Annotated in this window: 16 protein-coding genes and 1 riboswitch; of the genes, 14 read left to right on the top strand and 2 right to left on the bottom strand. The window is 53.2% G+C overall.

All coding sequences use genetic code 11. The features are described from left to right. The first annotated feature begins 6 nt into the window (after positions 1-6). The 3 genes from E2980_RS06045 to prmC all read left to right on the top strand — a co-directional run bounded on the left by E2980_RS06045 (position 7) and on the right by prmC (position 3,114). The gene (locus E2980_RS06045) at positions 7-987 is read left to right on the top strand and encodes an ABC transporter ATP-binding protein (protein WP_135151249.1); all 981 of its coding nucleotides are present in this window, start codon (positions 7-9) and stop codon (positions 985-987) included. Positions 988-1,123: 136 nt separating this feature from the next. Beyond that, a complete protein-coding gene (gene prfA, locus E2980_RS06050) occupies positions 1,124-2,197 on the top strand; it encodes a peptide chain release factor 1 (protein WP_135151250.1) in 1,074 nt (357 codons plus the stop codon). Positions 2,198-2,214: 17 nt separating this feature from the next. Next, a complete protein-coding gene (gene prmC / locus E2980_RS06055) occupies positions 2,215-3,114 on the top strand; it encodes a peptide chain release factor N(5)-glutamine methyltransferase (RefSeq protein WP_135151251.1) in 900 nt (299 codons plus the stop codon). 612 nt (positions 3,115-3,726) lie between these two features. Here the strand turns inward: prmC and E2980_RS06060 are convergent. Next, positions 3,727-4,311 carry a hypothetical protein gene (locus E2980_RS06060; RefSeq protein ID WP_135151252.1) on the bottom strand — a complete coding sequence of 195 codons (585 nt, stop codon included), beginning with the start codon at positions 4,309-4,311 and terminating at the stop codon, positions 3,727-3,729. 192 nt (positions 4,312-4,503) lie between these two features. Here E2980_RS06060 and E2980_RS06065 point away from each other — a divergent pair, with 192 nt between their 5' ends. The 7 genes from E2980_RS06065 (at position 4,504) to E2980_RS06095 (ending at position 10,187) form a co-directional block, all read left to right on the top strand. Further along, positions 4,504-4,686: a hypothetical protein gene (locus E2980_RS06065; protein WP_167747000.1), complete on the top strand. Its 183-nt coding sequence runs from the start codon at positions 4,504-4,506 to the stop codon at positions 4,684-4,686. 121 nt (positions 4,687-4,807) lie between these two features. After that, positions 4,808-5,485 carry a stage II sporulation protein R gene (locus E2980_RS06070; protein ID WP_135151254.1) on the top strand — a complete coding sequence of 226 codons (678 nt, stop codon included), beginning with the start codon at positions 4,808-4,810 and terminating at the stop codon, positions 5,483-5,485. 77 nt (positions 5,486-5,562) lie between these two features. Continuing rightward, positions 5,563-6,645, top strand: a complete 1,083-nt coding sequence (locus E2980_RS06075; RefSeq protein WP_135151255.1) for an L-threonylcarbamoyladenylate synthase — start codon at positions 5,563-5,565, stop codon at positions 6,643-6,645. 149 nt (positions 6,646-6,794) lie between these two features. Continuing rightward, positions 6,795-7,355 carry a manganese efflux pump MntP gene (locus E2980_RS06080; RefSeq protein WP_135151256.1) on the top strand — a complete coding sequence of 187 codons (561 nt, stop codon included), beginning with the start codon at positions 6,795-6,797 and terminating at the stop codon, positions 7,353-7,355. Positions 7,356-7,413: 58 nt separating this feature from the next. Further along, positions 7,414-8,004 carry a low molecular weight protein arginine phosphatase gene (locus tag E2980_RS06085; protein WP_135151257.1) on the top strand — a complete coding sequence of 197 codons (591 nt, stop codon included), beginning with the start codon at positions 7,414-7,416 and terminating at the stop codon, positions 8,002-8,004. A 44-nt stretch (positions 8,005-8,048) separates the two neighbouring features. Continuing rightward, positions 8,049-8,131, top strand: a riboswitch (ZMP/ZTP riboswitch). A 185-nt stretch (positions 8,132-8,316) separates the two neighbouring features. Then, positions 8,317-8,895, top strand: a complete 579-nt coding sequence (locus E2980_RS06090; RefSeq protein WP_135151258.1) for a TIGR01440 family protein — start codon at positions 8,317-8,319, stop codon at positions 8,893-8,895. A gap of 41 nt (positions 8,896-8,936) precedes the next feature. Continuing rightward, the gene (locus tag E2980_RS06095; RefSeq protein WP_205699929.1) at positions 8,937-10,187 is read left to right on the top strand and encodes a serine hydroxymethyltransferase; all 1,251 of its coding nucleotides are present in this window, start codon (positions 8,937-8,939) and stop codon (positions 10,185-10,187) included. Between the two features lie 79 nt (positions 10,188-10,266). Here the strand turns inward: E2980_RS06095 and E2980_RS06100 are convergent, their stop codons facing one another. Beyond that, positions 10,267-10,968, bottom strand: a complete 702-nt coding sequence (locus tag E2980_RS06100; protein WP_135151259.1) for an S-layer homology domain-containing protein — start codon at positions 10,966-10,968, stop codon at positions 10,267-10,269. Positions 10,969-11,160: 192 nt separating this feature from the next. On the opposite strand from E2980_RS06100, the gene upp reads away from it, so the two are divergent. The 4 genes from upp (at position 11,161) to E2980_RS06120 (ending at position 13,825) form a co-directional block, all read left to right on the top strand. Then, positions 11,161-11,790, top strand: coding sequence for a uracil phosphoribosyltransferase (gene upp, locus E2980_RS06105; protein WP_135151260.1), 630 nt, complete (start codon positions 11,161-11,163; stop codon positions 11,788-11,790). Between the two features lie 46 nt (positions 11,791-11,836). Next, positions 11,837-12,964, top strand: coding sequence for a non-hydrolyzing UDP-N-acetylglucosamine 2-epimerase (gene wecB / locus E2980_RS06110; protein WP_135151388.1), 1,128 nt, complete (start codon positions 11,837-11,839; stop codon positions 12,962-12,964). Positions 12,965-13,172: 208 nt separating this feature from the next. Then, positions 13,173-13,415 carry an AtpZ/AtpI family protein gene (locus tag E2980_RS06115; RefSeq protein WP_135151261.1) on the top strand — a complete coding sequence of 81 codons (243 nt, stop codon included), beginning with the start codon at positions 13,173-13,175 and terminating at the stop codon, positions 13,413-13,415. Beyond that, positions 13,412-13,825, top strand: coding sequence for an ATP synthase subunit I (locus E2980_RS06120; RefSeq protein ID WP_135151262.1), 414 nt, complete (start codon positions 13,412-13,414; stop codon positions 13,823-13,825). The genes E2980_RS06115 and E2980_RS06120 overlap by 4 nt, the downstream gene beginning before the upstream one ends. The last annotated feature ends 1 nt before the right edge of the window (position 13,826 follow it).

The raw sequence follows: 13,826 nt of genomic DNA on the forward strand, positions 1-13,826 counted from the left end.
GAAAACATGGCGATTATCGAAGTAAAGGATTTAGTGAAGGAGTTCGTCGTCGTCCGTAAAAAAACGGGCTTGGGCGGAGCGGTGAAAAGCCTGTTCTGGCCGGAAAAAGAAATCGTTCGAGGAGTCGACGGATTAAGCTTCGACATCGAGCAAGGGGATATCGTCGGTTATATTGGGCCTAACGGAGCAGGTAAAAGCACGACGATCAAGATGCTAACGGGTATCTTGCATCCAACGGAGGGCGAGATTCGGGTGTGCGGGATGTCGCCGCAGAAGGAACGCAAGGCCGTCGTCCGCCAGCTCGGGGTCGTATTCGGGCAAAGGACGCAGTTATATTGGGACTTGCGCCTTGGGGAAACGTTCGAGCTGTTGAAGAGGATATACCGGATCGAGGATAAACGCTTCAGGGAGACCATGGATATTCTTAACGGCGTGTTGAGAATCCAGGATTTTATCGATACGCCCGTTCGCCAGCTATCGCTTGGACAGCGCATGCGAGGCGACTTGGCGGCGGCAATGATCCATGACCCGACCGTTCTGTTTCTTGACGAGCCCACCATCGGACTTGATGCCGATGCAAAGCACGCTATCCGCGAATTTATCCTTACGATGAATCGGGAGCGTCGGATGACCGTCGTCCTGACGACGCACGACCTCGACGACGTCGAGCTTCTGTGCTCGCAACTGCTCGTCGTCAATCACGGTAAACTCGTCGAGGACGGACCGCTGGACGCTATCGTGAATAAGCTGTCGCCTCATCGACTCCTCATGATCGAGCTCAATCACTCGGCCGCGCTGCCTGATCATGACCGGGCGAGAATAATCCGCCAGGACGGATTGAAGGTATGGTACCAATTCGATAAATCCGCGATTACGGCGTCCGAATTGATCGCCGATCTGTCGGGAAAGCTGCCGATCCGGGATCTGAGCGTGCAAGAGCCCGACATCGAGGACGCGATTCGGGAAGTGTACCGAACGACCGCTTAACAAGACGGGGAGACTGTCCGGTCATTTTGCCGAGGCAGTCCTCTTCTTGTTTATTCCAGTCCCGCACGGATCGGCTTGCGTGTGGTATAATAGTTCACGACGAAAGCTCATAATGGGCAACGGAGGATGAGGAAAAGTGTTAGACCGTCTGCAAATATTGGCGGATCGATATGAGAAGCTTAACGAATTGCTTAGCGATCCCGACGTGGTAAACGACTCGACGCGGCTGCGGACTTACGCCAAGGAGCAATCCGGGCTGGAGGAAGCTTACCGCGCTTATGAAGAATACAAGCAAGTGCTGACCCAACTGCAGGACGCGAAAGCGATGCAGGAAGATAAGCTGGATGACGAAATGCGCGAAATGGTGAAAATGGAGATCGAGGAGCTCGATAGCCGGCGCGTGGAGCTGGAAGAGAAGGTCCGTTTTCTGCTGCTGCCGAAGGATCCGAACGACGGCAAGAACGTGGTCGTGGAAATCCGCGGCGCGGCGGGCGGAGAGGAAGCGAACTTGTTCGCTGCCGAGCTCTACCGGATGTATGCCAAGTACGCGGACAGCCAAGGCTGGCGCACGGAAATGCTGGAGTCCAGCGTAAGCGACTTGGGCGGGTTCAAGGAGGTTATCTTCACGATAGCCGGCCAAGAAGCTTATCGCAAGATGAAGTACGAGAGCGGAGCGCATCGCGTTCAACGCGTTCCCGAGACGGAATCGGGCGGCCGAATCCATACGTCTACGTCCACTGTCGTCGTCATGCCGGAAGCCGAAGAAATCGATATCGTCATTCATGACAAAGACATTCGCGTGGATACATTCTGTTCCAGCGGCGCGGGCGGACAGTCCGTTAACACGACGAAATCCGCCGTGCGCGTGCTGCACATTCCTACGGGGATCATGGCTCAGTGTCAGGATGGCAAATCGCAGAACGACAATAAAGACAAGGCGCTTCAAGTGCTTCGTACTCGTATCGCGGATGTTAAACGCCAAGAGGAAGAAGCGAAGTATTCCGGAGAGCGCCGGGAGAAAGTCGGCACGGGAGACCGGAGCGAGCGCATTCGCACGTACAATTTCCCGCAAAGCCGCGTAACCGATCATCGGATCGGTTTAACCTTGCATCGCTTGGAATACGTGCTTAACGGCGATATGGAAGAGATCGTGCAGGCGCTGTCGCTTGCGGAGCAAGCGGAGATTCTAGAGCGCGAACAGATGAAGTAAGCAAGGGGGCGCTTGGCGTGAGCTTGGAACGCGAGCCATTGCCTTCGACGTTAGGGATTGCGTGGCGTCAGGGTGCGGATCATTTACGGCAAGCCGGAGTCGAAGAAGCGGACGCTGACGCGGAGCTTCTTCTTCTTTATTTGCTTGGAATTAGCAAGGCGGAGTTGCTGAGGGACTTGCGCGAACGGTTCCCGGTTGCCAAGGCGGATGCATGGCTCGAGCTCTTGGAGCGGCGAGTTAACGGAGTGCCTGTGCAGTACATTATCGGCGAGCAATATTTCTTCGGACGCGCATTCGAGGTGTCGGAGTCGGTGCTTATTCCGCGCCCGGAGACAGAGCTGCTCGCCGAGGCGGTGCTGGAGGTCGCTGATCGCTTGTGGCCCGATCAGGCTGCGCCCCCCGTCGTTCTGGACGTAGGTACCGGCAGCGGAATCCTTGCGGTTACATTGGCGGCGGAGCGTCCTTGGTGGCGGGTGATCGCATCGGATTTGTCTCCGGATGCCATTGGCATGGCGAGGAGAAACGCGCAGAAGCAGGAGGTTGCTTCGCGAATTACCTTCGTTAAGGGAGACTTGTTAACGCCGTTCTTGGCAGGCGACGAGTATCCATCAATCGATGTGCTTGTTTCCAATCCTCCGTATATCCCGTCCTCGGATATTTCGGGCTTGCAGCGGGAGGTTCGGGATCATGAGCCTAGGCTGGCGCTGGATGGCGGAGAGGATGGCTTGAATCCGTATCGGATCATGGCCGGGCAGTTATCGTTGATGCCGGTACTCCCGCGGGTCGTGGCATGGGAAGTGGGAGCGGGGCAGGCGGATGACGTTGCGACTCTTCTCCGGGATGCGGAGGTTTGGGACGAGATTCGTTTCGTTAAGGATTATGCAGGCATCGATAGGCATGTCATTGCGGTAAAATAGACCGCGATATCCGTTGGGATTCGCGGTCTTTGTGTAAATATAGGAATTTATCCGCCGCGGACGAATCGAGCCGAGATAGTAACGAAACTTTACTATCTCCACCCGCCGCGGACGAATCGAGCCGAGATAGTAACGAAAGTTTGCTAACTCCGCCCGTCGTTGTCGAATCGAGCCGAGATAGTAAAGAAACTTTGCTAACTCCGCTCGCCGTAGTCGAATCGAGCCGAGATAGTAACGAATGTTTGCTAACTCCGCCCGTCGTAGTCGAATGGAGCCGAGATAGTAAAGAAAGTTTGCTAACTCCGCTCGTCGTAGTCGAATCGAGCCGAGATAGTAAAGAAAGTTTGCTAACTCCGCTCGTCGTAGTCGAATCGAGCCGAGATAGTAAAGAAAGTTTGCTAACTCCGCCCGTCGTAGTCGAATCGAGCCGGGATTGTAAAGAAACTTTGCTAACTCCGCTCGTCGTAGTCGAATCGAGCCGAGATAGTAAAGAAAGTTTGCTAACTCCGCTCGTCGTAGTCGAATCGAGCCGAGATAGTAAAGAAAGTTTGCTAACTCCGCCCGTCGTAGTCGAATCGAGCCGGGATTGTAAAGAAATCGTACCAACTCGAATCAAATCGGCTTCGGAAGCCTGCTCCTCGCGGTTTGCTCCAAGAGCGTCTTTGCAATTTCCCCAAGGAGGAGCTCGTGCCGTTCTTGCTTTTGTTTGGACTCGGTGACTTCTGCTTTGATTTCCGTAACATCTTCCTTGATCTTTCCGACGGTATCGAAGGTCATGTCCACCTTTTCCTCCACCCGTTCCATCTTTTCCTCCAACCGTTCTGTTCGAGCATCGATGCGAGATACTTTGACTTCCAATCTGTCGACATCATCCTTTAGTACACGCACATCTTCCTTCAGTACACGCACATCTTCCTTCAGTACACGCACATCGTCCTTCAGTATACGCACATCGTCCTTCAGTAAACGTACATCGTCCTTCAGTACACGCACATCTTCCTTAAGTTCGCTGACATCTTCCTTAAGGCTGCGAATATCCTGCTTCATTTCCGTCATGTCATCTTGCATGATGGCAAAACTTTGCTGTAAGCTCGTCATGTTTTGCTGTAAACCCATTACATTCTGCTGTAAACCCGCCACGTTCTGCTGTAACGTAGTCACGACGTCCAGTATTTTGTGCATAACCGGCTCTTCCACGTTCTGGCCTCCTCGCCCGTATCAAGTGAGTATGATTCAATTGACCGGTGCTTCCGGATCTTAAGAGTATGGTAGCATAGGGCGGATTGGGCAGTCCATACCCAGTTCCTTCATCATTCTCATTTCATTATCCATTTTTCCCGAGATCCATCAGCTCCAATAACCGTGAGGCCGATTGCGGGCCTGCGCAAGTTGATCAAGGAAAAGAAGATCGATAAAGACGAAACGGTGGCATGCATTCTCACCGGCAATATGCTGAAGGATACGGACAGCATGCGGCAATTTCATATTGAAGATCGTTTCAAGTCGCAGCTCAGCAATAGGATTCGAAACGTAGCGGATTTGAGTATGCAATCTATTGGGGCTCACATCTAACTACCGAAATTTAATATTTAAAATCATAGGTTTATAGAGTTCAAATCCGGACATAATGATGGCTAAGACGTTCCGGAACGCATAGCGCTGTACCGACGGGTACAACAAGGAGCGAGATCCTATGCGTAATAGCCATCATTCTCTTTCATTCCCTTTTCTTACGGCAAGTAAAATGACTTTTATCGGTTTTGCCCTTTTTCTAGGCTTGTCCGCATTAATCGGCCAGTTCGCTTCGGCGAGCTCTGCCCAGCTCATACCGGATGATGCCATCCGAATTCGGATTATCGCTAATTCCGATAAACAATCGGACCAATCCATGAAAGCAATCGTGCGGGACGATGTCGCCGCGTTCATTAAATCTTGGGGGATCATGCCGGCATCGCACGACGAAGCGCGCGAGCTGATTAAAGCGCGGTTACCGCAAATTCAGCAGCTCGTAAATGCTAAGCTTCAGGAGAATAAAGCGCCCTACGGCGGCGTAGCGGAGCTTGCGAAGGTTCCTTTTCCGGAGAAAATGTTCGATGGATCCACGTACGCGGCGGGTAATTACGAAGCCTTGCGAATTACGCTCGGCCAAGGAAGCGGCGCGAATTGGTGGTGCGTCTTATTTCCTCCGTTATGTTTAACGGCAGCGACAGCGCAGAATGACGAAAAAGCTCCAGCCACAGAAGCAAAGCCATTATCCGCGACAGGGAAACAAGACAAGAGCTCGTCGGCTAACGAAGAGCCGGAAGCGAAGTTTTTCCTGTGGGAGATTCTTCAGAAGCTGTTTGCCTTCATCGGCTCTTTGTTCTCCTAAAGGCTATGCTATAATGTTGAAAAAGAGATAGCCGGCTGCCTTGCCTGCTTCGGCGGTCGATGAGGATGGAATACGAAATGACGGTAACTACGAAATATTGGCCTGCGGAGCAAACGCGGTCCGGAATCATAGAAGCCGCCGCGGTGCTCGCCGCTGGCGGCATTATTGCGTTCCCTACCGAGACGGTTTACGGTTTAGGCGGGGATGCGAGAAGCACGGAAGCGGTCGAAAGGATATTCGCGGCCAAAGGACGCCCTTCGGACAATCCGCTAATCGTTCACATAGCCCGAAGCGAAGATGTAGAAAAGCTGGCGGAACGGATTAATGATCTGGAGAGGGAGCTGATGTCGGCCTTCTGGCCGGGACCGCTCACTTTGGTGCTTCCTGTCCTGCCGGGAGCCGTCTCGAATTTGGTCACTGCCGGTCTAGACACGGTGGCGGTAAGGGTTCCCGCGCACGAGGTCGCAAGGGAGCTCATCGAGCAATCCGGCTGTCCGCTTGCAGCGCCCAGCGCGAATCGTTCAGGCAGGCCAAGCCCGACGCAAGCTCGTCATGTCATGGAGGATCTGAACGGCAGAATCGATGGAGTCGTGGATGGCGGAGAAACCGGCGTAGGATTGGAATCGACGGTCGTACGGGTCGTGGACGGGAAGGTTCACATCCTGAGACCGGGCGGGATTACCCGCGAGAAATTGCAGGATGCGGTTGGGTCGATAGCGGATGTCGTAAGTCCCGAATCAACTGCCCACTCTGCAGAAGTGGCTTCCGAAGCCGAGCAAACCCATGCTCCTCGCTCGCCGGGAGTCAAATATGCGCACTACGCTCCCAAAGGCGAAATGCTTCTCATAACCGGAGAATGGGACAAGCTTGTCCCCATCGTTCAAGCGAAGGCGGCGGCAGCGGGCGGGAGAGGTTGCAAGGTCGCCATACTTTCCAGTACGGAGCATGTCGCCCGTTATCAAGCCGATGCCGTGTTTGATTGCGGTCCTCGCGAAGAGCCTGAAAAGGCTGCGCATTCCCTCTATGCCCTCTTGCGGGAATGCGACGAGCTTGGGGTGAATTACATCGTAGCCGAAGGTTATCCTGAAGAAGGGATAGGGGCCGCTCTAATGAATCGGCTGCGCAAGGCGGCCGGCGGCTGTGAGATTACAGCGGGTTAACAAGCCCTTTTCCCCCGAGCTTTAGCAAGTTCATCCCCTTGCATGTTCACCTTCTTGTCCGCATATGTTGGAAGACAAGCATAAACGGCTGTCGCTAGATTCTCTTGGCGCATAAAGTTTATGTCGGAGAGCGCAAGGGGGGGCAAGCAATGTTCGACGTGTCCGCGACAACCGGGCAAATGCTGACCATACTCGTCATGGCGGTCGCTTTGGGCATGGACGCTTTCTCGCTGGGAATCGGAATCGGCCTCAAGGGCGTTCGGCTTCGCGACATTTTAAAACTAAGCACGATCATCGCCGTATTCCATGTCCTGATGCCGCTTGGCGGGATGATGACGGGGCAGTACGTGAGCGGGCTGCTGGGCGGCATCGCTACTTCCGTTGCCGGCGCGTTGCTCTTGCTGCTCGGCGGGCATATGGTATATAGCTCCCTTCGCGGGGAGTCGGTTGATTCCATAGATCATCGCACGGTATGGGGAATGCTCGTGTTCTCTTTTAGCGTGAGCATCGATTCTTTCTCCGTGGGCATATCGTTAGGGATGTTCTCGGCGCATGTGCTGCTGACCGTTCTGATGTTCGGATTTTTCGGCGGAATCATGAGCGTGCTGGGCTTAATGCTCGGTCGAAAAGCGAGTCGTTCCTTGGGAGGATATGGAGAGGCGTTGGGTGGTGTCATTTTATTCGCATTTGGTCTATTATTTCTTATATAAGAGCAAGTTCAAAAAACCAGATTGGCTTTTTGAACAACCTCTATAAAGGGGGGACACCATGAACCGGGTTCTGATCGTTTGCACGGGAAATACTTGCCGAAGTCCGATGGCCGAAGCGATGCTCAAGGATTTAGCCGCGCGCAGCGGGAAGCCTCTCGAAATCCGCTCAGCGGGAGTCTCTACCGCAGACGGATTGCCGATATCTCCACACGCTGCCGCCACGCTTAGAAAGCGGAATTTAACGTTGCCTGGATCCTCCACCGTGCTGTCCGCGGATGAGGTGCTTTGGGCTAACGTGATCTTGACGATGACCGCCGGACATAAACGCGCCATTCTGGAGCGATTCCCTCAAGCCTTCCCGAAAACCTATACGCTTAAAGAATACGCATTACGCGGAGATCCCGTTATGGACGACGTGGCAGAGGCGGAGAGATTATATTCGGAATGGCAGGTTAGGCAGGCTTTAGGTCAGAATTTGAACTCGGAAGAACGCGCCAGGCTGTTGGAGCTGCAACGGAGAATTCCCGACTTCGATATCGCGGATCCGTTCGGCGGACCTTTATCGCTATATGAACAGTGCGCGGATGAAATAGAGGATATTCTCATGACGTTGGTCGACAAAATGGACGCGGATCCCAAAGATCGGTGATTGATTTTTTCTTCGTCCTTCGGTATGATTAAGCCACAACTTCAAGGTTCCGATGTAACTGGCGACGACAAGTGGAGCATACCACGGTGGAGCATCGGAATGACGGCCGGTCGCCTGGGCAAAGAGCAACGTGCGGAAGCACGTCTGCTCTTTTTTGTCTATTTTCGCTCGTCACATCGAAATGGAGGCGATTATCTCACCCCATCTCTCCCCGTATTGCGCAGTGTCCCTAAACTGTTTGCGCACGTAGATTTCAGGTATAATACCCTTATTGATTTTTAATGGGGTACAACCGAGAAGGAGGTCGTGTTAATGGCTCCGGATTCTCAGTCTATAGCCGATCAAGCGGAATCGTTGCTAAAGGAATTGGCGCAATCGGGCGGTGTGCGTACCGGCCAGATCGTCGTGGTGGGAGTCAGCACGAGCGAAGTGCAAGGGCATCGAATCGGCACCTCCGGCGCGGAGACGGTGGCCGAGCAAATCTATGCCGGAGTTCGACGAGCGGGGGATCAAATCGGGTTTCATACCGTGTGGCAATGCTGCGAACATCTGAATAGAGCGCTAGTCGCCGAGCGTCAGTTGGCAGAAGCGCAAGGCTGGACGGAGGTTTCCGCCGTTCCCGTTCCGAAAGCCGGGGGCTCTATGGCTTCCTACGCTTATCGTCAACTGAACGACCCTTGTATAGTGGAAGCCGTACAGGTACATGCGGGAATCGATATCGGCGAGACGATGATCGGGATGCACCTTCGTCCCGTTGCCGTTCCTTTGAGACCGTCGATCCGTTCGGTCGGGGAAGCCAGAGTAAACATGGCTACGACCCGTCCCAGATTAATCGGCGGGGCAAGAGCCGTCTACGCGTTGCCGGATGCCATGACGAATACCTGTGATTAATGAACATCCATTATAAAAACACTTTGGAGGAATTAACGACTATGTTGGAAAATTTGCGCAAGCAGGATCCGGAAATCGTAAAAGCACTGAATTTGGAATTAAAACGCCAACGCGATAACATCGAATTGATTGCCTCCGAAAATATCGTCAGCGAAGCGGTTTTGGAGACGATGGGTACCGTGCTGACCAATAAATACGCGGAAGGTTACCCGGGCAAGCGCTACTACGGCGGTTGCGAGTACGTGGATATCCCCGAACAGATCGCGCGCGAACGCGCGAAGGAATTGTTCGGAGCCGATCATGCCAACGTGCAGCCGCATTCCGGCGCGCAAGCGAACCTGGCCGTTTACTTGGCCGTGCTAAAGCCGGGCGACACGGTTCTCGGCATGAACCTTGCGCACGGCGGACACTTGACCCACGGTAACCCGGCTAACGCTTCTGGCTTGCTCTACAATTTCGTGGCTTACGGCGTAGACGATCAAACGTTCACGATCGATTACGATGAAGTTCGCAAAGCGGCTTTCAAACACCGCCCGCGCTTAATCGTGGCAGGCGCTTCCGCTTACCCGCGGACGATCGATTTCGAGAAAATGGGGCAAATCGCTAACGATGTAGGAGCCCTCTTGATGGTGGATATGGCCCACATCGCTGGCCTAGTTGCCGGCGGAGAACACCCGAGCCCTGTACCGCACGCGCATTTCGTAACGACGACAACCCACAAGACCCTTCGCGGACCTCGCGGCGGTTTGATCCTTTGCCGTCAACCATGGGCGGCAGCTATCGATAAAGCCGTATTCCCGGGAACGCAAGGCGGACCGCTTATGCACATTATCGCAGCCAAGGCAGTTGCTCTAGGCGAAGCGCTCGAGCCTTCTTTCAAAGAGTACGCTCGCAATGTCGTCGTTAACGCGAAAGCGCTAGCGGAAGCGCTGATCTCCGAGGGCTTGAACTTGGTTTCCGGCGGTACCGATAACCACCTCATGCTGATCGATACGCGCAACTTGAACATTACGGGCAAGGTAGCCGAGCACGTTCTGGATTCCGTTGCGATTACCGTCAACAAGAACGCCATCCCTTTCGACCCGACCAGCCCGTTCGTTACAAGCGGAATTCGTATAGGAACTCCGGCCGTTACGACTCGCGGCATGGATACGGAAGCGATGAAGACAATCGCTAAAGTCATTGCCTTAACGTTGAAAAACCCGGAAGACGCATCGACGCTGGAGAAAGCGCGCGGAATTGTCGCCGAATTGTCCGGTCAATACCCTCTGTACCCGAACTTGGCTTACTAATTCGCGTCAACAAAAACCCCTGCAACCTATCTTTCGATGGCTGCAGGGGTTTACCTTTTTAAATTCTAATTCAACGGCCTTAAGGAGCTAATCCCGCTCCGTCCTCCGAATAAACTTCGTCCGCAACGGAATCCACGGTATCGCTATGGAATTTCTCGTAGATCGTTTCTCCCGAAGGCAAATCGTAATTCAGGAAGACATTATCGGATAGTTCGAAAACGAATCCGCGGGTCGCGTTCTTTTTCGTTAGAAAGTCTTTGGACTGTTCGGCCTTGATAAGTTTAGCCTTGATCGCTGCAGCTATCGAATCCTTGATCCAATTGGAATCCGCTGCCGTCCCTTTGTCTACCTTGACGCCAAGAAACTTCTCGATAAAAACCAACGATTCAATGGTAGTAAGCGGTTTGTTCGGGTCGAATTTACCGTTCCCGAGACCCAGCTCGAAGCCGTTGGTCTGCGCCAATTTTTTCGCTGCTTCTATGTATCCCGCGGCCCAAGATTTGATGTCAACGTCGCTGAAGCTGCTCTTTTGAATGGGTTGAGGTTTTAATCCGAACGCCAAGGCGATGATCTTTGCAAATTGAGCCCTGGTGATATTTTGATCCAGATTCAGGTTGCCGCTGGAATCACCCGAAATAATGCCGGAATCCATCAAGCGTTCGAAAGCGGCTTTTTGCGCAACTTGATGCTCCGTTAACGAACCCGACTCGGCGCCGACCAAGAACAACGAAACCGCAAGTATCCCCGTCATGCCGAGCGCCAACCATTTCTTGTTTCCCATCAACTTTAACTCCCCCTAAGTAAATGATCAATGCTGGTACTCTTGTAATCTCTCCCATATTGTAAACCATAATAAGGGAGATTTATAGACAAATTTCGACGATATCCGCAGGCGAAAAATCGGATGTTATGCACCCGTTCGGAGACAATGATATAATGTACGGGCAAGCTACATAGGAAAGGGAAGAATCTAATGGGACGACTCGTCATTTGCGATCATCCGTTGATCCAACACAAGGTCACTTTTATCCGTGATAAAATGACAAATACGAAGCAATTCCGGGAGCTGGTCGACGAAGTGGCCATGCTCATGGCTTATGAAATAACGAGGGACGTTCCGCTTTCCGCGGTTCGGGTAGAGACCCCCATTCAGGTCGCGGAGGGCAAGGTTATCGCAGGCAGAATGATGGGGCTTATACCCATTCTGCGCGCCGGTCTAGGCATGGTGGACGGAGTGCTTAAAATTATTCCTTCGGCGAAGGTTGGGCATATCGGCCTATATCGCGACCACGAAACGCTGCAACCCGTGGAATATTATTGCAGCCTGCCATCCGACGTAGCCGAGCGGGAGCTGATCGTCATCGATCCGATGCTCGCGACCGGTGGTTCGGCGAACGCGGCGATCGAGATGTTGAAGAGCAAGGGCTGCCGCCCGACCAAGCTGATGTGCCTGATCGCGGCTCCGGAAGGAGTTAAAGCGGTACAAGAGCAGCATCCCGATATCGATATTTACTTGGCTGCGTTAGACGAGAAACTTAACGAACACGGTTATATCGTACCGGGCCTCGGCGATGCCGGAGACCGTTTATACGGAACTAAATAGCGCTAGGGACAGTGAGGGAACCGACTTGAGCGACAGAATCAAAGTGATGACGATATTCGGCGTAAGGCCGGAAGCCATTAAGATGGCGCCATTAATCTTGGAGCTGCAGAAATATCCCGATCATATCGAACCGATCGTTTGCGTAACCGCGCAGCATCGCCAGATGCTGGATCAGGTTCTAGAGGTGTTCGATATTAAGCCCGATTACGATCTGGACGTGATGCAAGCAAGCCAAACGCTTAACGACATAACCATCCGCGTACTCCAAGGATTAGAACCCGTATTAAAAGAAGCGAAACCGGACTTGGTGCTGGTTCACGGCGATACGTTGACGACGTTCCTCGCAAGCTATGCCTCCTTTATGCAACAGATTAAAGTAGGGCACGTCGAGGCGGGCTTGCGGACATGGAATAAGCTCTCGCCGTATCCGGAAGAGATGAATCGCCAATTGACGGGCGTCATCGCGGACTTGCATTTTGCTCCGACCGACTGGTCGGCGGGCAACCTGCGCAAGGAGAACAAGAGCGAGGAACAAATCTACATTACCGGCAACACGGTAACGGACGTCTTCCAATACACCGTAAAGCAGGACTTCGCCCATCCCGTTCTGGAATGGGCATCGGGCAAGAGGCTTATCCTGATGACGGCCCACCGCCGAGAGGCGCAGGGCGAACCGCATCGCCAGATCTTTCGGGCGGTAAAACGCATCGCCGATGAATTCGAGGATATCGCCATCGTCTATCCGGTGCATCCGAACCCGGCCGTTCTAGGGCCGGCGCAAGAGATTCTGGGCGGTCACCCGCGAATCAAGCTTATCGATCCGTTGGATGTCGTCGAATTGCACAATTTCTACCCGTACACGCATCTTATCTTAACGGACTCTGGCGGTTTGCAAGAGGAAGCTCCGTCTTACGGGGTTCCGGTATTGGTGCTGAGGGAGACGACCGAACGGCCCGAGGGCATCGAAGCGGGGACGCTCGAGCTAGTCGGCATGGAAGAAGAAGACGTCTATAACAGAGCTCATGCATTGCTTGCGGATAAAGAACTTTACGCCCGAATGAGCCAAGCCGCCAATCCTTACGGTGACGGGCAAGCTTCAAAGCGAATCGTGAAAGCCATTCTTCATCATTTCGGCAGATCGGGAAGACCGGAACCGTTTCGGCGACGCGTATGAAAATCATACAGCATACAGTGTCACTGTATGGTTGAAAAAGCCGGGAACCATTGATTTTATGCGGTTTTGGCTGAAGTCGTTCACACAATATTTGAATTTGGTTCAATTGACAAACAGGTTGCGGCAAAGATAAAATAAACAATGGAACTTGGGGAGAAAGGGCTTTCGCGAGTCTTTCCGACTAGTGTTGGCGAAGGAGCGACGAATCATGGCGGATTCCCCGCAACGAACCCCGCAGGACGACAATCCTTGGAGAGCGGCCGGTCTCGTGACGGCTATCGGAGTTGAGTTAGCCATTTTAACCGGCCTTGGCTGGTGGCTGGGAACCGTCTACGATGATCGAAACGGCACTGGATATGGCTACCTTACAGGTTTGATCGTGGGGTTAATCGCCGGAATCGGTTCCGCCGCAGGCCTTATCCGCAAGTATGCGGGAGGCAAGAAGACATGACAGATGATTTGCAGGTTTTAATGCGCAAAATCAGTCGCATCACCTTCTTTTTTTTGTTTTTAGGTTGCTTGGGGTGGGCTGTTTACCCGAAGTGGGAAGAGGTTTTCGGCGGCTACTTGATCGGAGCCCTCGGCAGTCTGCTGTTTACCTGGCAGCTAGCCTGGAAAATAATTCGCGTCGCGGATATGGCTGCGGGAGGACGTCGCAGTCGGGGCGGCTTCGGATTTCTGTCCCGGGCGGCGATCGGACTGCTGGCAGCGGTCATTTCCGTAAGAACGCTGGGTTACGATCCTGCGGCAACGGTTGCTGGATTAATTACCTCTCCGATGGCAACACTCGTACTGGGTTTATCGTCCATTCGTCGCAGAAGCGGTGGACATCCCTCCGATGAAAGGGGTGAAAAGCAATAGT

It is taken from the genome of Cohnella luojiensis (assembly GCF_004564235.1).
In the GTDB taxonomy this organism is placed as follows: Bacteria; Bacillota; Bacilli; order Paenibacillales; family Paenibacillaceae; genus Cohnella; species Cohnella luojiensis.

Bases quoted from the DNA above. Each gene is read 5' to 3' on its own strand.
- upp (WP_135151260.1), top strand. From the start codon at position 11,161: ATGGGACGACTCGTCATTTGCGATCATCCGTTGATCCAACACAAGGTC.
- E2980_RS06045 (WP_135151249.1), top strand. From the start codon at position 7: ATGGCGATTATCGAAGTAAAGGATTTAGTGAAGGAGTTCGTCGTCGTC.
- E2980_RS06080 (WP_135151256.1), top strand. From the start codon at position 6,795: ATGTTCGACGTGTCCGCGACAACCGGGCAAATGCTGACCATACTCGTC.
- E2980_RS06095 (WP_205699929.1), top strand. From the start codon at position 8,937: ATGTTGGAAAATTTGCGCAAGCAGGATCCGGAAATCGTAAAAGCACTG.
- E2980_RS06075 (WP_135151255.1), top strand. From the start codon at position 5,563: ATGACGGTAACTACGAAATATTGGCCTGCGGAGCAAACGCGGTCCGGA.
- E2980_RS06115 (WP_135151261.1), top strand. From the start codon at position 13,173: ATGGCGGATTCCCCGCAACGAACCCCGCAGGACGACAATCCTTGGAGA.
- wecB (WP_135151388.1), top strand. From the start codon at position 11,837: ATGACGATATTCGGCGTAAGGCCGGAAGCCATTAAGATGGCGCCATTA.
- E2980_RS06120 (WP_135151262.1), top strand. From the start codon at position 13,412: ATGACAGATGATTTGCAGGTTTTAATGCGCAAAATCAGTCGCATCACC.
- E2980_RS06100 (WP_135151259.1), bottom strand. From the start codon at position 10,968: ATGGGAAACAAGAAATGGTTGGCGCTCGGCATGACGGGGATACTTGCG.
- E2980_RS06090 (WP_135151258.1), top strand. From the start codon at position 8,317: ATGGCTCCGGATTCTCAGTCTATAGCCGATCAAGCGGAATCGTTGCTA.
- E2980_RS06070 (WP_135151254.1), top strand. From the start codon at position 4,808: ATGCGTAATAGCCATCATTCTCTTTCATTCCCTTTTCTTACGGCAAGT.
- E2980_RS06085 (WP_135151257.1), top strand. From the start codon at position 7,414: ATGAACCGGGTTCTGATCGTTTGCACGGGAAATACTTGCCGAAGTCCG.